The organism is Streptomyces sp. NPDC005262 (genome assembly GCF_042872425.1).
Classification (GTDB): Bacteria; Actinomycetota; Actinomycetes; order Streptomycetales; family Streptomycetaceae; genus Streptomyces.
The window spans coordinates 84,121-106,963 of record NZ_JBIAKK010000007.1 but is presented as its reverse complement, the minus strand read 5'-3'; the positions used below and the strand labels follow the sequence as shown (position 1 = coordinate 106,963).

Sequence of the window (22,843 nt, the reverse complement as noted above, 5' to 3'; positions counted from 1 at the left end):
TCGATCAAGGCGTGAGACCGTGATCTGCCGCCGGGGAGGCTGACGACTCGCCTGCCCTGACGGCCTCTCACTTCTTTCGATCCTTCTCCCGAGCACTGTCGAGGTCTCTGTGCCTTCTCACCGCATATCCAAGAAGCGTCGCCGCATCTCCATGGCCGTGGCGGGCGTCGCTGTTCTCGCCGGTGGTGCGTTCGCCGCCGAGGCGGCCACCGCCACCACGGTCGCCAGGCCCGCGCCGAAGATCTACACCGGGCACGTCTTCGACACCTGCACCGCGCCGTCGCTGACCACCATGAAGGGCTGGTACGGCTCCTCCGTCTACCACGGTGCCGCCGTGTACGTCGGCGGTAGGAACCGCGGTTGCGCGCAGCCGAACCTCACCGCCTCCTGGGTGAAGGCCGTCAGCGCCACCGGCTGGAAGCTCGTCCCGCTGTACGTCGGCGCGCAACCGCCGTGCCAGACGAGCGCGAACCCCGAGAAGATGACCGCCGCCAACGCCACCTCACTGGCCGTCACCGACGCCGGCGACGCCGTGGCGAGGGAGGCCGCGCTCGGCATGAAGGCGGGCAGCCCGGTCTACCTCGACATGGAGTACTTCGACCCGAAGAACACCTCCTGTGTGAACACGGTGCTCTCGTACATCCGGTCGTTCGACAAGACGGTCAAGGCCAAGGGGTACTGGTCCGGCTTCTACGGCTTCAGCAACTCCAGTGCCGCCGTCGTGGCCAACGCCACTAACCGCACGGATCTGCCGGAGATCCTCTGGTACGCCCGTTACGACGACGTGTACTCCACCACCACGGGCTTCCCGTACGCCTCGACGCTGTACACCGGGCACCGACGCGGTCACCAGTACGCCGTCAACAAGAAGGTGACGCACACCGGTGGCACGCTCACGATCGACCGGAACGCCTGGGACGCCCCGGTCGCGATCGTGGGGAGCTGAGGCCGCCGGTCATGGCTGACCGAGCGACCACCCCGGACTCCGCGCCGTCGCTCCCGCCCGGCAGGCCGGTCCGACGGGACGCGCCGTCGGACCGGCCAGGCACCGGCGGGGGCCGGGTCAGTCCGGTCCCGCCAGCACAAGTTCCCGTCGTCCGGCGCGTCGTCGCGCCAGCGCACCCCACACCGCCGCCCCGGCCAGCACGAGCAGCGCGCCTGCTCCGACCGTCGAACCGGCCCGCAGCCCGGGCGGCCGGAACGTGCAGTCCACGGAGGACGCGTGGGCGGGGACCGGCACCGCGACCAGTCCCAGATACGAGTCGGCGGGCCGCCCCTCGCAGCTCCAGCCCGCGATCCGGGGCGCGGCGAGCACGACGGTTCCGCTGCTTCCGGGCGGCAGTTCGGCCCGGAAGCCGTCATCGGTGACGCGGACGGACGTCGCTCCTGTGCGCCGCAGTCCGGTCGTGGCCGCGGCCAGCCGGTCCCGGTCCAGACAGCCGAGGGCCTCGTGCGGCAGGCTCCCGGCGCGGACGGACCGCAGCGTGACCGCGACCTGCCCGTCGGGGCCCACGATCCGTCCGAGTGGTTCCATCGCCGCGCGGCGGGCCGGCAGCAGGCCCCGGAGCTCGGTCTGCTCGCCCGCCCCCGGCTGATCGCTCACCCGAGCCGAGCCGAACACTCCGGGCGCCCACAGATACACCTCACTGCCTGCCGGACAGAGGGCGGTCAGCCGGTATGTGCCGCGCCCCACCCGGAGGGTGCGGTCGCCCTGTTCCACGACCGGAGCACCGCTCACCGTCCGGAGCGCCGTCCGCGGCACGGTATAGACCCGTGAACCGAGCAGCGCCTCCTGGTTCCGGAACGGCGACGGGCCGAAGGACGGCGCCGCGCCCGGTTGTCGCACCGTCACCAGCGGCGGCACCTGCTGCCGCGTCACCGTCACCGGCCGGTCGTCCGGTGCGTCCCAACGCTGGTCCGGGTCACGCGGCCCGTGGACCCGAGCACCGACCGAGAAGATCGCGTCGGTGACGGGGTTGTCCAGGCTCTGCATGGCCCGGCCGTGGGACGTCCAGCCGGCGCCGAGGGCGGCGAGCGTGCGGGTCAGCACGGCCGGCGTATGGCTGCTGTAGTACGCGCCGCCCTGACCGCCCACGAGCAGCGGATCGTTGGCGGTGGTCCGCTCCCCGCCGGGGTCGGTGCGGTAGCGCGGCCAGCCGTCGGCGCCGTCCACCGCGTCGGCCTGTACGCGTTGCCGCTCGCCCCAGGGCGCGTAGTGATCGAGCTGCGCCAGGCGCTGCCGGTCGGCGAGCGCAGTGGTCGCCGCGGCCTGTCCCACCAGCGCACCGGTCAGCAGCACGGCGACGAGCCCCGCCCGACGGCCCCGGGCGGGCAGGGCGAGCGCGGCGGCCGTCGCCACCAGACCGGCCGCGAACAGCAGGTACGACCGGTGGGTTGCCAGGTCGCTGAAGGCCGCCCCCGTCGCGACCAGCGCCAGTACGGCGGCTCCGCCGAGCAAGGCCCGGGGCCCCGGGCGTCCGTACGAGAGCGAGATCCAGGCAGCGATCACCACCAGACCGGCGAGCACGAACGTCTGCCGGTACGGACTGCCGTTGGGCGTCGCGAACGCGTGCCAGAGGAGATGGGTCGGCCCCCACTGCAGCGACAGCCCGACCCCCGCCACCAGCCCTGCCCACGCCCACCGTTCGCGCCGCGGTACACCCCGCTGGAAGGCGAGTGCGCAGGCGGGGAGCAGTGCGACGGCGCTCAGGAAGAGGGCGGGGGTGAAGAAGCCGTAGGTGCCGGGGAACAGCCGGGCGAGCACATCGGGCCAGGCCGCGGGCCGGAACGTCCCGTCCCAGCCGGGGTAGGCGTGCTTCGTGCCCAGGTAGACGGGAATCAGGACGGGCGCCGAGAGCCCGATCCCCACCAGCACGCTCCCGGCCGCCCGCGTCAGCCCCCGTATCGCGGCCTTCGCCCTCCCCCTCCCGTTCTCGCCCTCCGTCAGCAGACGTACCACCAGCACCAGGGCGGCCCCCAGGGTCGCCATGTACGCCGTGTAGAAGTTGGCGACCCACACCAACGCGACAAGCAGCGGAGCCACCATGCGATGGCGCCCGGTGCGGGCCCACTCACCGACCAGGCAGAGCAGCGGCAGGGCGATCAGACCGTCCAGCCACATCGGGTTGTACGACGCCTCGGCGACCGACCAGCCGCACAACGCGTAGGCGCCGCCGAGCACCCCGGCCGCCCACCAGCGCCCGCCCCGCAGTGTCAGCAGCAGGAACGCCATCGCTGCCGCGGCGGACGCCATCTTCACCACGGTCACCACGTACACCGCGAGGTCGATGCGGTCCCGCGGGAAGACCCCGACGAGCAGTGCGAACGGGCTGGTCAGGTAGGTGCCGAGATCAGGCAGGAAGCTGGTGCCGTATCCGGACGACCAGTTCAGGAACAGCCCGCCGTCGCCGCGTCCGTGCAGCAGGTCCCAGAGCCGGGCGTGGAACGGCACGAACTGATTGCCGAGATCATTGACGCTCCGGGTGCGCGCCCCGAACGGGAAGCTGCGTGCCATGGCATCGCCCGTGCACACAGTGGCCGTGGTGATCAATGCGGCGAGCGTGACCGCGGCCGTGCGGGGATGGAAAGTCGGCATACGGACGAATATCGCACCTGTGAAAGTAATGAGCAGGGTGAACCACTCATTCAATAGTTCAATTCACTTAATGGTTGTCCATCGTCCATGTTTACCCTCCACGCCTGACGCACCGACAGGGTGAGATGATCCTGTGCTGATCTCGTTGGTAGTACCTTGTTTCAACGAGGAGGAGATCCTCGAACGCTTCCATGCGCGTGCCTCGGACGAAATGGGCCGGCTGGGGCATGATTTCCAGATCGTCTACATCGACGACGGCAGTGCGGACCGCACGCTGTCGATCCTGGAGGAGCTGGCCGCGGCCGACCCGCGGATCCGCTATCTCTCCTTCAGCCGCAACTTCGGCAAGGAAGCCGCCATGCTCGCCGGCCTCCAGAACGCCGACGGCGATGCGGTCGTCATCATGGACGCGGACCTCCAGCACCCGCCCGAGCTCGTCGGTCGCATGCTGGAGGAGCACGCCCACGGCTACGACCAGGTGATCGCCCGCCGCAACCGCAAGGGCGACCGGGTCACCCGCACCCTCAGTGCCCGCGCCTACTACTCGCTGATCAACCGCCTGGTGGATGTGGAGCTGGTCGACGGAGTCGGTGACTTCCGGTTGCTGTCCCGGCGTACCGTCGACGCCGTCCTCGAACTCACCGAGTACAACCGCTTCTCCAAGGGCCTGTTCGCCTGGGTCGGATTCCGGACGACGACCTTCGAGTACGAGAACGCGGTCCGTGAGAAGGGAAGTTCCGCCTGGACGATCGGAAAGCTTCTCAACTACGGGCTCGACGGGCTGCTTTCCTTCAACAACAAGCCGCTGCGCGCCGCCCTGTACCTGGGGATGGTGCTGATGTCCGTCGCCTTCGCCTACGCCGCCTGGATCGTCGGTGTCGCCCTGGTGAAGGGAGTGGAAACACCCGGCTACGTCACGCTGATCGTCGTGGTCACGGCCCTCGCCGGGGTCCAGATGGTGATAGTGGGCGTGGTCGGCGAGTATGTCGGCCGTATCTATTACGAGGTGAAGCGGCGCCCGCACTTCTTGGTGAAGGCATCCAATACCGGCGTACCGAATCAGCAGCGGCCGCGGGAGTTCGTACGCCGATGACGGTCACGGCCCAGATGGCCCGCTTCTCCCTCGTCGGTGTCGTGAACACCGGTACGTACTACGGCTGCTACCTGGCCCTGCTGACAGTGCTGCCGTACCTTGCCGCGCATGTGATCGCGTTCGCGTTGAGCATGACCGGCTCGTTCCTGCTGAACTCGTACTTCACGTACCGGACCCGGCCCACCTGGCGGAAGTTCCTGCTCTTCCCGCTCACCAATGCCGCCAACTTCGTCATCACGACCGGTGGTGTCTGGCTGCTGGTCGACCGGGCCGGCTTCAGCAGCCGCTACGCACCGCTGGTCGCGGCGGTGGCGGCCATCCCGATCACCTTTGTGGTCTCCCGCGCGATCATGCTGCGGCCGGACGTGAGGCCGAAACCGGTCGAACGCGTGCGCTGAGCACACCGGATCCGGCCCACATCCCCAACTCCTTCCGAATCGTTGGTCGAACCAGTGGCCCGGATCACGCCCACTGCCTAACATCGATCACCGCAGGGTCTTGTGCACCGCCGCACAATCTCTCCCCGGGAGGCTCCTTTGCACCGCCGCCGTCGCACCGCGCTCGTCGTCTCCGCCGCCATGCTCGTCGCGGCGCCGCTGCTCTCCGCCTGCGGGAACCAGGCCCACCCAGGTGCCGCAGCCGTGGTCGGAGGGGACCGGATCGAGGTGTCCACCGTGCAGGCCCAGGTGGCGCAGGTACGCTCCGCGCAGCGCAAGTCCGACCAGTCCGTCCAGCTCATCAACAAGTCGGGGCAGCTCGGCCGGGCCAAGCTGCACGGGCTGATCTTCGACCGCATCCTGGACAAGGCCGCCGCGGACGCGGGCGTGACGGTCAGCCGCAAGGAGATCCAGGAGATGCGGCAGTCGGCGGCCACCCAGTCCGGGGGAGAGGTACAGCTGCGGACGACGATGCTCCAGCAGAGCTGGGTCGCCCCGGACCAGATCGAGGCCGTCCTGCGTGAGCAGGTCCAGCTGACGAAGCTGGCCCAGGCGCTCGGCGCCGACCTGCAGCAGCCCGCCGGGCAGAAGGCCGTCGGCGACGCACTCACCGCGGCGTCGAAGTCGCTGCACATCGACGTCAACCCGCGCTTCGGCACCTGGGACGACAAGCAGACCCAGCTCGCCAACTACAAGGCCCCGTGGATCACCCAGGTCACCAAGCCCGCCCAGCAGGAAGCCGCAGCGGGCGCTTAGGGGGGTGCCCGGTCGGTCAGGCCGGGCTCGCGTGCCCTGGGCACGCACCAGACCCCGCCCCCTGATCCGGCCTGACCGAACGGACACCCGCTGGGTAGGTTGGTGGGGTGAACGCTGAAGATCCCGGTCGTATCGTCCTGCTCACTGCCAGCCACCGGGTCGCGCCCGGACTGCTGTCCTGGCCGGCCTGGCAGACGCTGCACGCCGCCGACCGGGTGCTCTGTGCCGAGCAGGACCACCCCCAGCTGCCGTATCTGCGCGAGGCGGGCGTCACCGTCGAGCACACCGCGCCCACCGCGCAGGAGCTCGTCGACGCCTGCGTGGGCGGCCGGACCGTCGTGGTCGTCACCGGCGGCGAGGGCAACCAGCCGCTGACGGACGGGCTGGCCCGTCTCGCCGGATCGGGCCGGGTGCAGATGCCGAACCTGGAGCTGCTGCCCGGCTCGTACGATCTGCCGGGCGCCCGCCTCCTCGATCTCGTCCAGGTCATGGACCGGATCAGGGCCGAGTGCCCCTGGACGTCGCAGAAGACCCACCAGGGGCTCGCCAAGTACGCCATCGAGGAGGCGTACGAACTGGTCGAGGCGATCGAGGACGGCGACCGCGACGAGTTGCGCGAGGAACTCGGGGACGTACTTCTTCAGGTCGTCTTCCACGCCAGGATCGCGGAGGAGGACGAGGACCAGCCGTTCTCCGTCGACGATGTCGCGGCCAACCTCGTGGAGAAGCTGATCCACCGCCATCCGCACGTCTTCGGCGACGAGACCGCCGAGACCCCGGAGGACGTGCACGCGCACTGGCTGCGCACCAAGGCCATCGAGAAGCAGCGCGACTCGGTCACCGACGGGGTTCCGCTCGGCCAGCCCGGCCTGGCGCTGGCGGCGAAGCTGGCCGGCCGGGTCCGTACCGCCGGACTCGATGTGACGCTCCCCGCGGGGGACGGCATCGGGTACGAGCTCCTCGCCCTCGCCGTACGCGCGGAGCAGGACGGCACCGACCCCGAGGCCGCACTGCGCGCCGCCGGCCGAGCCTACCGGGACGCGATCCTCGAGGCGGAGGGCAACGGATAACGTCAGGGGGTGAACGACAGCCCCGCCGACGCCCCAGCCGAATGCCCCGCCGACGCTCCTGCGGACGCCCCCGAACTCTTCACATGGGAGTTCGCCACCGACCCGTACCCGGCCTACGCCTGGCTGCGTGAGCACAGCCCCGTGCACCGCACCGCGCTGCCCAGCGGGGTCGAGGCATGGCTCGTGACGCGGTACGCGGACGCCCGGCAGGCCCTCGCCGACACCCGGCTCTCCAAGAACCCGGCGCACCACGACGAGCCGGCGCACGCCAAGGGGAAGACCGGTATCCCGGGCGAGCGCAAGGCGGAGCTGATGACGCATCTGCTGAACATCGACCCGCCCGACCACACGCGGCTGCGCCGCCTCGTGTCGAAGGCGTTCACGCCGCGCCGGGTCGCGGAGTTCGCGCCGCGCGTGCAGGAGCTGACGGACCGCCTCATCGACAACTTCATCGAGGAGGGGAGTGCGGACCTCATCCACGACTTCGCGTTCCCGCTCCCCATCTACGCGATCTGCGATCTGCTCGGCGTTCCGCGCGAGGACCAGGACGACTTCCGGGACTGGGCGGGCATGATGATCCGCCACGGCGGCGGGCCGCGCGGCGGGGTGGCGCGGTCGGTGAAGAAGATGCGCGGCTATCTCGCCGAACTCATCCACCGGAAGCGGGAGAACCCCGGGGGCGATCTGATCTCGGGGCTGATCCGGGCCAGCGACCACGGCGAGCACCTCACCGAGAACGAGGCCGCCGCGATGGCCTTCATCCTCCTCTTCGCCGGCTTCGAGACGACGGTCAACCTGATCGGCAACGGGGTGTACGCCCTGCTGCGCAACCCCGGGCAGCGGGAGCGGCTGCAGCGCTCGCTCGACGCGGGGGCGACGGGGCTGCTGGAGACCGGCATCGAGGAACTGCTGCGGTACGACGGTCCGGTGGAGCTGGCGACCTGGCGGTTCGCCACCGAACCGCTGGTGCTCGGCGGGCAGCGGATCGCGGCGGGCGACCCCGTGCTGGTGGTGCTCGCCGCCGCGGACCGGGATCCGGAAAGGTTCGCCGACCCCGACACACTCGACCTCTCGCGGCGTGACAATCAGCACCTCGGCTACGGTCACGGCATCCACTACTGCCTGGGGGCGCCGCTCGCCCGACTGGAGGGGCAGGCCGCGCTGGCCACGCTTCTGAGGCGCCTCCCGGACCTGCGTCTTGCGGTGGAACCTGCCGATTTGCGGTGGCGTGGGGGGCTCATCATGCGCGGACTGCGCACTCTTCCCGTGGAGTTCCATCCCGGACATCGCTCCGGTGAAGGTGACACTCTGTCAACTCCGTGACTTTCACGTGATCTGCGCTGCATCGACTTGTGACAAGCGTTCGACTGCCGCTACGTTCACCGTTCGACTCACCAGTCACTTGTCAGTCACACGGAAGGCAACCCCATGGGCTCCGCGAACGGCAGACACCGTCGCCCTCGTCAGGCACCCGCCATCGTCGTCGCCGCAGGCGTCACCGGTTCGGCCATCGCCATCCCGCTGCTCGGCGCGGCCGGTGCGCACGCGGCCGACGCCACGACCTGGGACCGGGTCGCCGAGTGCGAGAGCGGCGGAATGTGGAGTGCCGATCTCGGCAACGGCTTCTACGGCGGTCTCCAGTTCTCGCAGGACACCTGGAAGTCGTACGGCGGCGAGGCGTACGCCTCGCGTGCCGACCTCGCCAGCCGCTCCCAGCAGATAGCGGTCGCCGAGAAGGTCCTCGACGACCAGGGGCCACGGGCATGGCCCAGCTGCGCGGTGATCTCCGGGCTCACGGTGGACGGGACGCTTCCGGGTGTCGACCCGGGGAGCCTGCTGTCGGCCGACCCGACGGAGAGCGCGGATCCGTCCGACGAGGCCTCGGACGAGGCGTCGGACAAGGCGAGCGCCGAGGGCGGATCGAAATCGTCGTCGGAGAAGTCGTCCGGCGAGAAGGCGGGCGGGACGTCGGGTCAGGCGTCGAGTGAGCCGTCGGCCGATGTGTCGGATACATCCGGTTCATCCGACTCGTCCCGCTCTTCAGGATCTTCGGGCAGTGAGGCGGGCGGTAAGCACCGTGGTGCGCCGGCCCCCGAGGTGAGCCAGGGCATGGGGACGGGCGGTGACCGCGACTCGGGCCGCCATGCTTCCCGCGGTAACAGCGACGGACGCGACACGCGCGACTCGGCCGCCGACGGCACATACACCGTTCGGCCGGGCGACAACCTCTGGGCGATTGCTGATGCACAGAAGGTTCATGGCGGATGGCCGGCGCTCTATGAGGCCAACAAGAGTGCTGTCGGCGACGACCCGGATCTCATTCTTCCTGGCCAGAGCCTCGATCTCGGTGTGAAGGCGGAGTGAGACCAGTCTGATCAACAGCTTAAATCACCCCAAAAGTAGGGGTAGTTCAGAGGCCTATGTCCACTTATGCGTAAGTGAGACATGGGTCTCTTTGCGTTAATCGGCGTGTCTTGTCCGCCAGGCCTGTCCGCATCGCCCCCCACCTGCGAAAACGGTAATCAGCTGGGCGTGAGTAGGGGATGATTGTCAGTTATGTCCGTCTTTGAATATGGGGGTTGCGTGCGTTTACGGTCGGAACCGCTCGCACCGCGGGCCCCGTCGACCGTCACGCCGAATCCTGCCGTCGGTCGAAGGGAACAGACGCGTAAAGCGCCGTAGGCAGGAGCGGGGGACCCAGGTAAGCGCCGGGACCGATGGCCGAAAGACCGTCAGGACCGGCTTGGGGTGAAGTCGCGTGCTAGGACATGCGACCGGGCAACTCACTTGGCCCGAATCCGACAGCTCACCTCGTAGGCGTCGGTGAGGAGAAATTGCATGCTGCTGAACAGCAAGGGCAAGCACCGTCGCCCCTCCAAGGCCGTCCGTGTGGCCACGCTCGCCGGTGTCGCCGGTGCCGCCATCGCCGTTCCCCTGATGGGTGCCACGGGCGCCTCCGCGGCCTCCGTCGCCACGTGGGACGCCGTCGCCCAGTGCGAGTCCGGTGGCAACTGGTCCATCAACACCGGCAACGGCTACTACGGCGGCCTGCAGTTCTCGCAGTCCAGCTGGGCTGCCGCCGGCGGCACGCAGTACGCCCCGCGGGCCGACCTGGCCACCAAGGCCCAGCAGATCGCCACCGCCGAGAAGCTCCTCGACATGCAGGGTCCGGGTGCCTGGGGCTGCGCCGGCGCCGGCAACCTGTCCAACGACGGTGTCGACCCGGGCGTCGACACCGGCTCCGCCGCCGCGAAGCCGGCCGCGCCGAAGCCTGCCGAGCACACCGAGGCCCCCACCGCCTCCCGCTCGGACCGCGGCACCGCCCCCGAGGCCGCGAAGACCGTCACCACGCCGACCGGCCAGAAGGTCGCGAAGGGTGATGGCGAGTACAAGGTGAAGGCCGGTGACTCGCTCAGCAAGATCGCCGAGGCGCACAAGGTGAAGGGCGGCTGGCACCAGCTGTTCAAGCTGAACAAGGACATCGTCAAGGACGCCGACCTGATCTTCCCGGGTCAGCAGCTCCACCTGACGAAGTAGTACGAGCCTCAGCAGAAAAGCGCTCTCTCTCCTCCCTGAGCACCCCGACCCGGCGCGGATTCCCCCGTACGCGCCGGGTCGGGGTTTCTGCGCTCGGCGTTCAACTGTTGTGGTTACCGCTCAGTAGATTTTTGAACATTTGCCCGTCTACGGGTGTCCTTGGGTCCTTTTTCGTCCCAGGAGGCGGGCGGTCGCCGAACGCAGTGGGCCAAGGCGGTTAGGCTCTTGGCGCAAGGCCAAAGCGACCCTGCACAACCAGCGTCATATCCCAGAAGGAGATGCCTCGTGCCGTCCATCGACGTCGTCGTAGCCCGGGAAATCCTCGACTCCCGCGGAAACCCCACGGTCGAGGTCGAGGTTGGCCTCGACGACGGCAGCACCGGCCGTGCTGCTGTTCCGTCCGGCGCCTCCACCGGTGCGTTCGAGGCCATTGAGCTTCGCGACGGTGACCCCAACCGCTACCAGGGCAAGGGCGTCGAGAAGGCCGTCCTCGCCGTGATCGAGCAGATCGGCCCGGAGCTCGTCGGCTACGACGCGACCGAGCAGCGGCTGATCGACCAGGCGATGTTCGACCTGGACGCCACCGAGAACAAGGGCTCGCTCGGCGCCAACGCCATCCTCGGCGTCTCGCTGGCCGTCGCGCACGCCGCCTCCGAGGCCTCGGACCTGCCGCTGTTCCGCTACCTCGGTGGCCCGAACGCGCACCTGCTGCCCGTCCCGATGATGAACATCCTCAACGGTGGGTCGCACGCCGACTCCAACGTGGACATCCAGGAGTTCATGATCGCCCCGATCGGCGCGGAGTCCTTCTCCGAGGCCCTGCGCTGGGGTGCCGAGGTCTACCACACGCTGAAGAAGGTCCTGAAGACGAAGGGCCTGTCGACCGGTCTCGGCGACGAGGGCGGCTTCGCGCCGAACCTGGAGTCGAACCGCGCCGCCCTGGACCTCATCCTCGAGGCCATCAAGGAGGCCGGTTACGCCCCGGGCAAGGACATCGCGCTCGCGCTCGACGTCGCCGCCTCGGAGTTCTACAAGGACGGCAAGTACGAGTTCGAGGGCAAGTCCCGCTCGGCCGCCGAGATGACCGAGTACTACGAGGAGCTCGTCTCCGCGTACCCGCTGGTCTCCATCGAGGACCCGCTGTACGAGGACGACTGGGCCGGCTGGAACGTCATCACCCAGAAGCTCGGCGCCAAGGTGCAGATCGTCGGCGACGACCTGTTCGTCACCAACCCGGAGCGTCTGGCCCGTGGCATCGAGGAGGGCTCCGCCAACGCCCTGCTCGTCAAGGTCAACCAGATCGGTTCGCTGACCGAGACCCTGGACGCCGTCGAGCTGGCCCAGCGCAACGGCTTCAAGTGCATGATGTCCCACCGCTCCGGTGAGACCGAGGACGTCACCATCGCCGACCTCGCCGTCGCGGTGAACTGCGGTCAGATCAAGACCGGCGCCCCGGCCCGCTCGGACCGCGTCGCCAAGTACAACCAGCTGTTGCGCATCGAGGAGATCCTCGACGACGCGGCGGTGTACGCGGGCCGCTCCGCGTTCCCGCGCTTCAAGGGCTGATCGCGGGCCCGTCACAGGGCAAAGGCACCGGCCTCCGTCCGTCCCCGCACTCGGTCCCGTACCGTGTGCGGGGACGGACGTGCGTAGTGGGGAGGCGGAGACATGGCCGCGAAGGACCGGGACCGGTTCTCCACCGCGACCCGGCTGCGGCTGCTCGGAGAGCAGACCGCCGCCCGCGTCTACCGGTCCCAGAACCGTCGTCAGGCCCGTCGCTCCCGGCTCACCGGCCGGGCCGCCTTCCTTGCCCTTGTCGTCTGCTCCCTGGTGGTGGCGCTCGCGTACCCGATGCGGCAGTACGTGTCGCAGCGCGACGAGATCGCCGACCAGGAACGGCTGGCGCAGGACGCGGAGGCGCGCACCGAGGAGCTCCGCGACGAGAAGGCGCGCCTCCAGGACGACGCGTACATCCGGCGGCTGGCCCGGGAGCATCTGCACTACGTCCTTCCCGGGGAGACCGGTTACACCGTGGTCGACCCGGATGCGGCCAAGGCGCGCAGCGGAGGGGCGGAGGAGACCGACCGGCCGTGGCACTCCAACCTGTGGGACGGCGTGGACTCCGCCGACCGCGACTGACCTCTTCCCCTTTTCTCGATCCACTGCGGAACCGCAGTTCAAGCATCCCGAGTAGAACCAAGGCAGGCATGGAAACGCCCCCTCCCCAGACCGAATCCACCACGCCCACCGAGGCGGACATCGCCGCGTTCCAGCAGCAGCTCGGCCGTCCGCCGCGCGGACTGCGTGCGATCGCGCACCGCTGCCCGTGCGGCAACCCGGACGTGGTCGAGACGCAGCCCCGGCTGGAGGACGGTACGCCGTTCCCGACGACGTACTACCTGACGTGCCCGCGCGCGGCGTCCGCGATCGGAACGCTGGAGGCGAACGGCGTCATGAAGGAGATGACGGAGCGTCTGGCCACGGACCCGGAGCTGGCCGCGGCGTACCGCAATGCACACGAGGACTACATCGCCCGGCGTGACGCGATCGAAATGCTGGAGGGCTTCCCCAGCGCGGGAGGCATGCCGGACCGGGTGAAGTGCCTGCATGTGCTGGTCGGGCACTCGCTGGCGGCGGGGCCGGGCGTGAATCCGCTCGGGGACGAGGCGATTGCGATGCTGCCGGAGTGGTGGCGCAAGGGGCCGTGCGTGACCCCGTGCGAACCCGCGGCCGGGTCCGGCATGTCAACCCCGTCCGGTGACCCCGGACCGGGGGCCGGGGCGGATCCCCAGACATCACGACAGGAGCGCCCATGACACGCGTCGCGGCCATCGACTGCGGAACCAACTCCATCCGGCTGCTCGTCGCCGACGCCGACCCCGCCACCGGTGAGCTCACCGAGCTCGACCGGCGGATGGAGATCGTCCGGCTCGGGCAGGGCGTGGACCGCACCGGCAGGCTCGCCCCGGACGCGCTGGAGCGGACCTTCGCCGCCTGCCGCCGGTACGCGGCCGTCATCAAGGAGCACGGCGCGGAGAAGCTCCGCTTCGTCGCCACCTCCGCCTCACGTGACGCGGAGAACAGGGACGAGTTCGTCCGCGGCGTGCTGGACATCCTCGGCGTCGAGCCCGAGGTGATCAGTGGCGACCAGGAGGCGGAGTTCTCCTTCGAAGGCGCCACCAAGGAGCTCGCGGGCCGGGACCATCTCGCCAAGCCGTATCTGGTGGTCGACATCGGCGGCGGCTCCACCGAGTTCGTCGTCGGCGACGACCGGGTACTGGCCGCGCGGTCCGTGGACATCGGCTGCGTACGGATGACGGAGCGTCATCTCGTACGCGACGGTGTCGTCACCGACCCGCCCACGCCGGCTCAGATCGCAGCGATCCGCGGGGACATCGACGCCGCCCTGGACCTCGCCGAGGAGAGCGTCCCGCTCACCGAGGCGGCCACGCTCGTCGGCCTCGCCGGCACCGTCACCACCGTGGCCGCGATCGCGCTGGGACTGCAGGAGTACGACTCCGAGGCGATCCACCACTCCCGGATCTCCTTCGAGCAGGTCCAGGAGATCACCGGGCGGCTCGTCACCTCGACCCACGCCGAGCGCGCCGCGATCCCCGCGATGCACCCGGGACGCGTCGATGTGATCACCTCCGGGGCGCTGGTCCTGCTGGCCGTGATGAAGCGGACCGGGGCCCGCGAGGTCGTCGTCAGCGAACACGACATCCTGGACGGAATCGGCTGGTCGATCGCCTGAGGCCTGTCCCGCGATCCGTGGTGGATCGGCGCGCGGTGTCGGATGCGGTGCATCGCAAGGCGGAGGGGCGTCCTCGTACCGGTCGTATCCGGGCGTTCCGGCAACGCGGCGAGGTGTCGTGGCTGTCGTCGTGCGCCCGCCATGGACTACGGGACAGCCTTTGGTCGCGGCGACTGTGCGGGGGTGCGTACGAGCGCGGCCGGCAAGGCGCTCATGCGCACTCCCGCCTGCACCTTTGAGCCTCCGTCGGCTCCTCGTGGACCCTTCGCGGACCCCCTACGGAGACACGCCACGACGAAGTTCGTGAACTTCTTCACAAGGAATTCGGCGCTCCGGACCACACTTCTGCTCCGAACGGGCTTCCGCGGCCGCCGACGGGTCCGCCCGCCGCGCATGCGGGACGGTTTCGGGTGTGTTTCGCGGGGGTGGGGGAAGAGGGTGGTCCACTGTGTTCGAGGGGCTCAAGGGCCTGCTCACAAGCGGTGAACAACGTTCGCCGCGACGCGGTGGTTCCCCCGTGCTGCCATGACCTCGGTCACGTGGGCGGCGAAGTGTAGCAGAGGGTGGGGGATACCTTGTGAAGGGGCTCACGAGCGTGCCCCCCGGGTGGGGTGGATACTCGATGGCATGAGCACCACGGAGCGTCCCAGGATCCTCGTAGTAGGCGGTGGGTACGTAGGCCTGTACGCAGCTCGGCGCATTCTGAAGAAGATGCGCTACGGCGAGGCGACCGTCACGGTCGTCGACCCCCGGTCGTACATGACCTACCAGCCCTTCCTCCCCGAAGCCGCCGCCGGCAGCATCTCGCCTCGGCATGTCGTCGTCCCGCTGCGACGCGTACTGCCGAAGGCCGAGGTTCTCACCGGCCGCGTCACGACCATCGATCAGGACCGCAAGGTCGCCACGGTCGCGCCGCTCGTCGGCGAGGCCTACGAGCTGCCCTTCGACTACCTGGTCATCGCGATGGGCGCGGTCTCCCGCACCTTCCCGATCCCCGGCCTGGCCGAACAGGGCATCGGCATGAAGGGCATCGAGGAGGCCATCGGCCTGCGCAACCACGTTCTCGAGCAGCTGGACAAGGCCGACTCGACGACCGATGAGGACGTCCGCCGCAGGGCGTTGACGTTCGTCTTCGTGGGCGGCGGCTTCGCCGGTGCGGAGACCATCGGCGAGGTCGAGGACATGGCCCGCGACGCGGCGAAGTACTACACGAGCGTGAAGCGCGAGGACATGCGCTTCATCCTCGTCGACGCCGCCGACAAGATCCTTCCCGAGGTCGGCCCGAAGCTGGGCACCTGGGGCCGGGAGCACCTGGAGTCCCGTGGTGTCGAGGTCTTCCTCTCGACCTCCATGGACTCCTGCGTCGACGGCCACGTCGTCCTGAAGAACGGCCTCGAGGTCGACTCCAACACCATCGTGTGGACGGCCGGCGTGAAGCCGAACCCGGCGCTGGCCCGCTTCGGCCTGCCGCTCGGTCCGCGCGGTCACGTGGACACCTCCGAGAAGCTTCAGGTGCAGGGCACCGACTACATCTGGGCCGCGGGCGACAACGCCCAGGTTCCGGACATGGTCGGCCGCAAGGCCGGCAACCCGAACGCATGGTGCCCGCCGAACGCCCAGCACGCACTGCGTCAGGCCAGGGTCCTCGGCGACAACGTCATCTCCGGGATGCGCGGCTTCCCGCAGAAGGACTACAGCCACGCCAACAAGGGTGCGGTCGCCGGTCTCGGCCTGCACAAGGGCGTCGCGATGATCGTCATGGGCAAGATGAAGATCAAGCTCAAGGGCCGTCTCGCCTGGTACATGCACCGTGGCTACCACGGCATGGCGATGCCGACCTGGAACCGTAAGATCCGGATCTTCGCCGACTGGACTCTTGCGATGTTCCTCAAGCGCGAGGTCGTCTCGCTGGGCGCCATGGAGACGCCGCGCGAGGAGTTCTACGAGGCCGCCAAGCCGGCTCCGGCTCCGGCCGCCGCCAAGGCCGAGGGCGAGAAGGCCAACGCCTCCTAGCCCGACCGCGGATGCTCGCGTCCGCGCAGCTTGTGCATGACCCCGAAGGGGCCGTCCGCCATCCGTGGTGCGGGCGGCCCCTTCGGCGTGCCCCGGGAGGGGTCGGCCCTCCGGCCCGGGTAAGTGCGTGTGAACTACAGGTATTTTGCCGATCCGTTGCGCCGCTGCGGGATGGCGTTGGCGCCGGAGAGTGTTGACGGGGGTGTACCTCGTCGTGGCACCACGTGTGCAGGGCGTGGTTCACGGCATGTTTGGGCATGTTCGGGCACGTTGGGAAACACCATCACGGAGGTGTACGCCATGGCAGACGCCGCGTTGCGGCTGACCGCTCTCGCCGAGGAGTTGCTGGGAGAACCCGTACCGGTCCGGATCCGGGCCTGGGACGGCAGCGAATCCGGACCGCCAGGTGCCCCCGTACTCGTCGTCCGGAACCGCCGCGCGCTGCGCCGGCTGCTCTGGAAGCCGGGCGAACTGGGCCTGGCCCGCGCCTGGGTGGCCGGCGAGCTCGACATCGAAGGCGATCTGTACGAGGCCCTGGACCGGATGGCAGGGCTGCTCTGGGAGCGCGGGGCGGACGCGAAGGACGCCGTCCACCCGATCCGGGACCCCAAGGTACGGTCCGCCGCCCGCGGCCTGCTCCAGCTGGCCGGGCCCTGGCCGCCCCCGCCCCCGCCCGCCGAGGAGGTCCGCCGCCGCACCGGCCCCCTCCACACCAGACGCCGCGACAAGGCGGCCATCAGCCACCACTACGACGTGGGCAATGACTTCTACGAACTGGTCCTCGGCCCTTCCATGGTCTACTCCTGCGCCTACTGGGAGGACGACGGCAGCCTGGAGGACGCCCAGCGCGACAAGCTCGACCTGGTCTGCCGCAAGCTCGCCCTGAAGGAGGGCGACCGTCTTCTCGACGTCGGCTGCGGCTGGGGCTCCATGGCCATGCACGCGGCCCGCGAGTACGGCGCCCAGGTCACCGGAGTGACCCTCTCCACCGAGCAGGCCGCGTTCGCCCGCAAGCGCATCGCCGAAGAGGGGCTGACGGACCGGATCGAGATCCGGGTCCAGGACTACCGGGACGTCAGGGACGGGCCGTACGACGCCATCTCGTCGATCGGCATGGCCGAACACGTCGGTTCGGTCCGCTATCGCGAGTACGCGGACAGCCTCTACGCACTGCTCAGGCCCGGCGGCCGGCTGCTCAACCACCAGATCGCCCGCCGTCCCGAGAAGGACGAGTCCGCGTACCACGTGGACGAGTTCATCGACGCGTACGTCTTCCCGGACGGCGAACTCGCGCCGGTGGGCCGGACCGTCGCAACGCTCGAGGAAGCGGGCTTCGAAGCCCGCGACGTCGAGTCGATCCGTGAACACTACGCGCTGACCCTGCGCCGCTGGGTCGCGAACCTGGAGAAGCACTGGGACCGCGCCGTCACCATGACCACGCCCGGCCGGGCCAGGGTCTGGCGGCTCTACATGGCGGCCTCCGCGCTCTCCTTCGAGCACAACAAGATCGGCGTCAACCAGATCCTCGTGGTGCGTCCCATGGACGGCGGGGCGTCCCGGATGCCGTTGCGCGCCCGCGAATGGAAGGCCTCCGCGGCCGACTGAACGCGTCCGAACGCGGAGAGGGCCGGTACCCGCAGCTCCAGCCTGCGGGTACCGGCCCTCCGTATCAGGAGCCGGCCATCAGTGGCTCACTCGCTACTCCGTCTTGATCGCCGTCAGCATGTTCAGCTTCGCTGCGCTGCGGGCCGGCCAGAGCGAGGCCAGCACGCCCACCAGCGCTGCCAGTACCAGGAAGACCGCGATCCGGTCCCACGGGATCACAAGGGCGTAGCCCGGGATGGCGGAGGCCAGCGTCCGGCCGATCGCCCAGCCGAGGAACGTACCGAGCGCGACCCCGATCACCGCGCCGAAGACCGAGATGACCACGGCCTCCAGCCGGATCATGCGCTTGACCTTGCGCCGGTCCAGCCCGATCGCCCGCAGCATGCCGATCTCCTGCTGACGCTCGAAGACCGACATCGCCAGGGTGTTGATGACCCCGAGCACCGCGATGATCAGGGCCATCGCCAACAGCCCGTACATGATGTTCAACGCCGTGCTGATGAAGCCGCCGAACATGTCCCGGATGTCCTGACGGTCCATCACGGACATCGCCGGGTTGTCACCCAGGGCGTCGACCACGGCCTGCTCGTTGGCCTTCGAGGCGCCGCCGTCCGTCTTCAGCCAGATCTCGCGGATGTCCGGGCGGCTCTGGTGCGCGTCCAGGACGTTCTTCGGCATCAGGACGGGCGAGAGGAACTCGTTCTCCTCGTAGACGGCGCCGACCTTCAGGGTGCCCTTCTTGTCGTCGTCGTACGTCACCGGGAGCGAGGTGCCGGGCTTCCAGCCGTTGGACTCGGCGGTCTTGTCGCCGACGGCGATCTCGCCGTCGGCGAGCGAATCCAGCGAACCGGAGACCGTCTTCACGGAGAAGACCTTCTGCACATCGCCCGGTGTCACCCCGGACGCCGCGTGGTAGGTGCCCTCGACCCTGATGGAGGCGGCCTGCTGGGGCGAGACCGCGGAGACCGCGTCGGACTTCTCCAGGGCGGTGAGCGCCGACTCGTCGAGCGAGTCGCCGCTCGCCATCGAGATCATGTAGTCGGCCTTGATGTTGTCCGTCGTCATCCGGTCGACGGCCTGGCCGAGCGTGACGCCGAGCACCGAGATGCCGGTGACCAGGGTGAGGCCGATCGCGAGCGCGGAGGCCGTTGCCCCGGTACGCCGGGGGTTGCGGACCGCGTTCTGCGCGGCCAGCTTGCCGGAGACACCGAACAGCTTCTGCAGCAGCGGCCGCACCAGCGCGATGACCGGCCGCGACAGCAGCGGGATCAGCACGATGACACCGATCAGTGCCACGAAGGCACCGGCCCCGATGATCGTCCGGCCGTCCGAACCGGCCGCCGCACCCGCGACGATCCCGGCCGCACCGAGCAGGGTGAGCACCCCGCCGATCGAGTTCCGTACGACCAGCGACTTGGTGGTGGCCACCGCGTGGACGCTGCTCATCGCGGCCACCGGCGCGATCTTCGCGGCGCGGCGGGCGGGCAGCCAGGCGGCCAGCACGGTGATCAGGATGCCGACGCCGAGCGCGGCACCGACCGCGACGGGGGAGATCACCAGCGGACCGGCCGGGATCTTTCCGCCGATCAGGCTCATCGCCGAACGCAGTCCGGTGGCGAGGCCGATACCGAGCAGGAAGCCGATCACCGAGGCGAGCGCGCCGACCACGGCCGCTTCGAGGAGCACGGACCGCTTGACCTGGCGGCGGGAGGCGCCGACGGCGCGCAGCAGCGCCAGTTCCTTGGTGCGCTGGGCGACCAGCATGGTGAACGTGTTGGCGATCAGGAAGATGCCGACGAACAGGGCGATGGCCGCGAACGCGAGCAGCATCGTGTTGAGGTTGTCCAGGCCGTCCTCGATCTGCTTCGCCTGGTCATCGGCGAGGGCCTTGCCGGTCCTGGCGGTGGCGTCCTCGGGCAGCAGCGGCTCCACCGCGTCCAGCAGTTTCTGGTCGGAGGAGCCGGCCGCGGCGGTGACGGTGACGTCCTGGAACCAGCCGGGCTTCAGATAGAGCTGCTGGGCGACCGGGGTGTCGAAGAGGACCAGGCTGCCGCCCGCGTTGACCGCGCCGTCCTCGGTGGTGAAGATCCCGGAGAGGGTGTACTTCTTCACCGGCCCGTTCGTGGCGACCCTGACCCGGTCACCGACCTTGTACGTGCCCTTCTTCGCGGTCTCCTTGTCGAGCGCGATCCGGCCGTCGCCGGCCGGGCCCGTGCCGTCGACGAAGGTGTACGAGGCGTCCTTCCCGTTGGTGCCGGGGGAGAAGTTGCCACCGGTGTTGGACCAGCCGTTGCCGATCAGCTTGCCGCCCGGGTCGGCGACCCCGGCGAAGCCGGAGACCCGGCCGGTGGCCGCGGCCACCCCGTCCAGGGACTGGATCTTCTTCAGTGTGGCCGCGTCGATGCCGGACGTCTTTTCGTCGCGTCGGTCGGCGTGGGTGGTGACGGCGACGGCGACGTCGTCGTAGCTCTTCGCCGACTGGTTGCGGAAGGCGTTGCCGAGGGTGTCGGTGAAGACCAGGGTGCCGGAGACGAAGGCCACGCCGAGCATCACGGCGAGCACGGTCATCAGCAGCCTGGCCTTGTGCGCGAGCACATTGCGCAGGGCGGTACGGAACATGTCTGTCAGTCCTGGGATGGGGTCCGGAAGCGGGAACGGGGAAGGCGGTCGGTACGCAGCTGGACGGTGCTCAGCTGGTACGGCCCTTGGAGTCGAACGCCTTCATCCGGTCCAGCACCCCGTCGGCGGTAGGACGCACCATCTGGTCGACGATCGCCCCGTCCGCGAGGAAGATCACCCGGTCCGCGTAGGACGCGGCGACCGGGTCGTGCGTCACCATCACCACGGTCTGGCCCAGTTCGCGCACCGAGTTGCGCAGGAAGCCCAGGACTTCGGCGCCGGAGCGGGAGTCCAGGTTCCCGGTCGGCTCGTCACCGAAGATGATCTCCGGCCGTGAGGCCAGCGCGCGGGCCACCGCGACGCGCTGCTGCTGGCCGCCGGAGAGTTCGGTCGGCCGGTGCTTCAGCCGGTCGGACAGTCCCACCATGTCGATCACCCCACGCAGCCAGTCGGCGTCCGGCTTACGGCCCGCGATGTCCATCGGCAGGGTGATGTTCTCCAGTGCGGTCAGCGTCGGCAGCAGGTTGAACGCCTGGAAGATGAAGCCGATCTTGTCCCGGCGCAGCTGGGTGAGCTGCTTGTCCTTGAGGGAGCCGAGCTCCGTCTCGCCGAGCCGCACCGAACCGCTGCTGAAGCTGTCGAGGCCGGCCACGCAGTGCATCAGCGTGGACTTGCCGGAGCCCGACGGTCCCATGATCGCGGTGAACTCGCCCTGCGGGAAGTCCACGGTGACCCGGTCCAGGGCGGTCACCTTGGTCTCGCCCTCTCCGTAGATCTTCGACAGTTCCGTGGCGCGGGCGGCCACCGCGGTGGCGCGGTGAGCGGTGGACATGGTGGTCACGGGAGACTCCTGGGTCGGGGCTCGGTTCAGGTACGGGGCCTTCTGCAAGGCACCGCTTCATCCTCTCCGCCGGTTCGCCGCCGGTCGTCAGTCCCCGTGCCCGTTCCGGGGGCCCTCTTGAGTCGCATCGGCGGGGTACGCGCGTCCTCCTGCGGTATGACGGCGACCCTGAGGACCTACCGCGCACGTCACATCCGGGACGTCGCCTCCGGCACGTCGCGCCGGGCGCCCCGACCCGGCGGTCAGCGTGGCGGCGCCGTGGAGCCGCGCGGGACGAGGCGGGCGGCAGAGTCCTCGAATCCGGTCGCGCTGCCCTCCGTGACCAGCGCCATCAGGGTGCGTGCCGCATGACTTCCGTACGCCGGGATGTCCCGGCTCAGCGCGGTCAGCGGCGGCCGGACCACCCGGGAGAGCTGGGAGTCGTCCCAGGCGACCAGGGAGAGGTCGCCTGGGACGTCGAGCCCCATCTCCTGGGCTACCGAGAGACCGGCAACGGCCATGATGTCGTTGTCGTAGATGACGGCGGTGGGCCGCGCGGCGGAGCTGATCAGCCGCCGCGTGGCGTGTGCCCCGTCGTCACCGGAGTAGTCGGTGTGGACGATCAGCGGTTCGCCCAGACCCAGTTCGGCGCAGATCTCGCGCTGGGCCCGGTCGCGCAGCCGCGTGTGGACCAGATCGGGGAGCCCTGCCACCCGGGCGACGGACCGGTGGCCCAGCGCGGTCAGATGGGTGAGGTGGCGGCCGAGGCCCGCGAGAACGTGGTGCGTCTCGCCCCGCCGGCTGGGCGAGGTGCGGACGGTCGAGTTCTACGAGGACGACACCCGGCTGGCCCTGCCGCCCCCCCGCTACGACGTGGGGATCACCCGGAGTGAGGGCGACGCGTCCGCATACCGTGTCGAGGTGACCGCCCGGACCCTGCTGCGGGATCTCGCGCTCTTCCCCGACCGGCTCGATCCGGCGGCCGAGGTGGACGAGATGCTCGTCACCCTGCTGCCGGGGGAGAGCACCGTCTTCCGGGTGACCGGCGCGGTGATCGAGGACCCGGGGGCACTGGGGACCCGCCCGGTGCTGAGGTGCGTCAACGACACCCTTGCCTGAGGACTGTCCGGCCCCATGGCGAACCATGGCGCGGCTGGGCCGTCCGGGTGCGGCGAGTTTCCGTCAATCCCGATTGTGGGCCTTGGTACCCACTACCCCGGCCAGGCATGTACCGATGCCCTCTCAGCTATGCTGACGGTCCCTCAAACGGTCAATAAAATAAGACAACATCGAGCCACTGTTCCGCTGATCGGGGGACGTCCACGGATAGGGTCATGTGCCAACGCGGAGCCGCGCGCCAGGCCCGGATGGTGGAATGCAGACACGGCGAGCTTAAACCTCGCTGCCCCTCGGGGGCGTGCCGGTTCGAGTCCGGCTCCGGGCACCACTGCGACATTCGGTGAGGGCTCCGGTCCGGACAGGCATTTACTTCAGCGATCAACCTTCATGAAGATCCTCCCCTGGCACTAGGGTGATTCTTTTGC

Annotated in this window: 19 protein-coding genes, 1 tRNA gene and 1 riboswitch; of the genes, 16 read left to right on the top strand and 4 right to left on the bottom strand. The window is 69.4% G+C overall.

Features of this window, described 5'->3' with window-relative positions:
• Positions 1 to 109 precede the first annotated feature (109 nt).
• Positions 110 to 946 (top strand): glycoside hydrolase domain-containing protein, encoded by an 837-nt coding sequence (locus tag ACFYP5_RS19445; RefSeq protein ID WP_389037289.1) that lies wholly within the window; start codon positions 110 to 112, stop codon positions 944 to 946.
• Between the two features lie 117 nt (positions 947 to 1,063).
• On the opposite strand, the gene ACFYP5_RS19440 is transcribed toward ACFYP5_RS19445, so the two are convergent.
• On the bottom strand, positions 1,064 to 3,595 hold the full coding sequence (locus tag ACFYP5_RS19440) for a YfhO family protein (protein WP_389037286.1): 2,532 nt from the start codon (positions 3,593 to 3,595) through the stop codon (positions 1,064 to 1,066).
• 133 nt (positions 3,596 to 3,728) lie between these two features.
• Between ACFYP5_RS19440 and ACFYP5_RS19435 the strand changes: the two genes are divergently transcribed.
• The 13 genes from ACFYP5_RS19435 to ACFYP5_RS19375 all read left to right on the top strand — a co-directional run bounded on the left by ACFYP5_RS19435 (position 3,729) and on the right by ACFYP5_RS19375 (position 17,860).
• On the top strand, positions 3,729 to 4,688 hold the full coding sequence (locus ACFYP5_RS19435; RefSeq protein WP_389037283.1) for a glycosyltransferase family 2 protein: 960 nt from the start codon (positions 3,729 to 3,731) through the stop codon (positions 4,686 to 4,688).
• A complete protein-coding gene (locus ACFYP5_RS19430; RefSeq protein ID WP_389037280.1) occupies positions 4,685 to 5,086 on the top strand; it encodes a GtrA family protein in 402 nt (133 codons plus the stop codon). Before ACFYP5_RS19435 ends, ACFYP5_RS19430 begins: the two co-directional genes overlap by 4 nt.
• 138 nt (positions 5,087 to 5,224) lie before the next feature.
• Positions 5,225 to 5,881 carry a SurA N-terminal domain-containing protein gene (locus ACFYP5_RS19425; protein WP_389037277.1) on the top strand — a complete coding sequence of 219 codons (657 nt, stop codon included), beginning with the start codon at positions 5,225 to 5,227 and terminating at the stop codon, positions 5,879 to 5,881.
• Between the two features lie 107 nt (positions 5,882 to 5,988).
• Positions 5,989 to 6,951 (top strand): nucleoside triphosphate pyrophosphohydrolase, encoded by a 963-nt coding sequence (locus ACFYP5_RS19420; protein ID WP_389037274.1) that lies wholly within the window; start codon positions 5,989 to 5,991, stop codon positions 6,949 to 6,951.
• Positions 6,952 to 6,960: 9 nt separating this feature from the next.
• Positions 6,961 to 8,274 (top strand): cytochrome P450, encoded by a 1,314-nt coding sequence (locus tag ACFYP5_RS19415; RefSeq protein WP_389037271.1) that lies wholly within the window; start codon positions 6,961 to 6,963, stop codon positions 8,272 to 8,274.
• 105 nt (positions 8,275 to 8,379) lie between these two features.
• Complete coding sequence (locus tag ACFYP5_RS19410) at positions 8,380 to 9,315, top strand: transglycosylase family protein (RefSeq protein WP_389037268.1); 936 nt, start codon at positions 8,380 to 8,382, stop codon at positions 9,313 to 9,315.
• 300 nt (positions 9,316 to 9,615) lie between these two features.
• A riboswitch (cyclic di-AMP (ydaO/yuaA leader) is annotated at positions 9,616 to 9,786 on the top strand.
• 3 nt (positions 9,787 to 9,789) lie between these two features.
• Positions 9,790 to 10,488 (top strand): transglycosylase family protein, encoded by a 699-nt coding sequence (locus tag ACFYP5_RS19405; RefSeq protein WP_389037265.1) that lies wholly within the window; start codon positions 9,790 to 9,792, stop codon positions 10,486 to 10,488.
• Positions 10,489 to 10,773: 285 nt separating this feature from the next.
• The gene (eno, locus tag ACFYP5_RS19400) at positions 10,774 to 12,054 is read left to right on the top strand and encodes a phosphopyruvate hydratase (RefSeq protein WP_030926869.1); all 1,281 of its coding nucleotides are present in this window, start codon (positions 10,774 to 10,776) and stop codon (positions 12,052 to 12,054) included.
• 102 nt (positions 12,055 to 12,156) lie between these two features.
• Complete coding sequence (locus ACFYP5_RS19395; protein WP_389037262.1) at positions 12,157 to 12,627, top strand: septum formation initiator family protein; 471 nt, start codon at positions 12,157 to 12,159, stop codon at positions 12,625 to 12,627.
• A 68-nt stretch (positions 12,628 to 12,695) separates the two neighbouring features.
• Entirely contained in the window at positions 12,696 to 13,304 is a 609-nt protein-coding gene (locus ACFYP5_RS19390) for a DUF501 domain-containing protein (protein WP_389037259.1), read from the top strand.
• Positions 13,301 to 14,242, top strand: a complete 942-nt coding sequence (locus ACFYP5_RS19385) for an exopolyphosphatase (RefSeq protein WP_389037256.1) — start codon at positions 13,301 to 13,303, stop codon at positions 14,240 to 14,242. Before ACFYP5_RS19390 ends, ACFYP5_RS19385 begins: the two co-directional genes overlap by 4 nt.
• 627 nt (positions 14,243 to 14,869) lie before the next feature.
• On the top strand, positions 14,870 to 16,255 hold the full coding sequence (locus tag ACFYP5_RS19380) for an NAD(P)/FAD-dependent oxidoreductase (RefSeq protein ID WP_389037253.1): 1,386 nt from the start codon (positions 14,870 to 14,872) through the stop codon (positions 16,253 to 16,255).
• Between the two features lie 300 nt (positions 16,256 to 16,555).
• On the top strand, positions 16,556 to 17,860 hold the full coding sequence (locus ACFYP5_RS19375; RefSeq protein WP_389037251.1) for a class I SAM-dependent methyltransferase: 1,305 nt from the start codon (positions 16,556 to 16,558) through the stop codon (positions 17,858 to 17,860).
• Between the two features lie 93 nt (positions 17,861 to 17,953).
• Here the strand turns inward: ACFYP5_RS19375 and ACFYP5_RS19370 are convergent, their stop codons facing one another.
• From ACFYP5_RS19370 to ACFYP5_RS19360, 3 genes are all read right to left on the bottom strand, one after another.
• Positions 17,954 to 20,479 (bottom strand): ABC transporter permease, encoded by a 2,526-nt coding sequence (locus ACFYP5_RS19370; RefSeq protein ID WP_389037248.1) that lies wholly within the window; start codon positions 20,477 to 20,479, stop codon positions 17,954 to 17,956.
• A 70-nt stretch (positions 20,480 to 20,549) separates the two neighbouring features.
• On the bottom strand, positions 20,550 to 21,320 hold the full coding sequence (locus ACFYP5_RS19365) for an ABC transporter ATP-binding protein (RefSeq protein ID WP_093776545.1): 771 nt from the start codon (positions 21,318 to 21,320) through the stop codon (positions 20,550 to 20,552).
• A 242-nt stretch (positions 21,321 to 21,562) separates the two neighbouring features.
• Positions 21,563 to 22,045, bottom strand: coding sequence for a substrate-binding domain-containing protein (locus tag ACFYP5_RS19360; RefSeq protein WP_389037897.1), 483 nt, complete (start codon positions 22,043 to 22,045; stop codon positions 21,563 to 21,565).
• A 64-nt stretch (positions 22,046 to 22,109) separates the two neighbouring features.
• On the opposite strand from ACFYP5_RS19360, the gene ACFYP5_RS19355 reads away from it, so the two are divergent.
• Positions 22,110 to 22,418 carry a hypothetical protein gene (locus tag ACFYP5_RS19355; protein WP_389037245.1) on the top strand — a complete coding sequence of 103 codons (309 nt, stop codon included), beginning with the start codon at positions 22,110 to 22,112 and terminating at the stop codon, positions 22,416 to 22,418.
• 242 nt (positions 22,419 to 22,660) lie between these two features.
• A tRNA-Leu gene (locus tag ACFYP5_RS19350) sits at positions 22,661 to 22,746 on the top strand.
• The last annotated feature ends 97 nt before the right edge of the window (positions 22,747 to 22,843 follow it).

Coding starts and splice junctions, on each gene's coding strand:
- ACFYP5_RS19440 (WP_389037286.1), bottom strand. CDS start 3,595: ATGCCGACTTTCCATCCCCGCACGGCCGCGGTCACGCTCGCCGCATTG.
- ACFYP5_RS19430 (WP_389037280.1), top strand. CDS start 4,685: ATGACGGTCACGGCCCAGATGGCCCGCTTCTCCCTCGTCGGTGTCGTG.
- ACFYP5_RS19410 (WP_389037268.1), top strand. CDS start 8,380: ATGGGCTCCGCGAACGGCAGACACCGTCGCCCTCGTCAGGCACCCGCC.
- ACFYP5_RS19405 (WP_389037265.1), top strand. CDS start 9,790: ATGCTGCTGAACAGCAAGGGCAAGCACCGTCGCCCCTCCAAGGCCGTC.
- ACFYP5_RS19395 (WP_389037262.1), top strand. CDS start 12,157: ATGGCCGCGAAGGACCGGGACCGGTTCTCCACCGCGACCCGGCTGCGG.
- ACFYP5_RS19390 (WP_389037259.1), top strand. CDS start 12,696: ATGGAAACGCCCCCTCCCCAGACCGAATCCACCACGCCCACCGAGGCG.
- ACFYP5_RS19385 (WP_389037256.1), top strand. CDS start 13,301: ATGACACGCGTCGCGGCCATCGACTGCGGAACCAACTCCATCCGGCTG.
- ACFYP5_RS19380 (WP_389037253.1), top strand. CDS start 14,870: ATGAGCACCACGGAGCGTCCCAGGATCCTCGTAGTAGGCGGTGGGTAC.
- ACFYP5_RS19375 (WP_389037251.1), top strand. CDS start 16,556: ATGGCAGACGCCGCGTTGCGGCTGACCGCTCTCGCCGAGGAGTTGCTG.
- ACFYP5_RS19370 (WP_389037248.1), bottom strand. CDS start 20,479: ATGTTCCGTACCGCCCTGCGCAATGTGCTCGCGCACAAGGCCAGGCTG.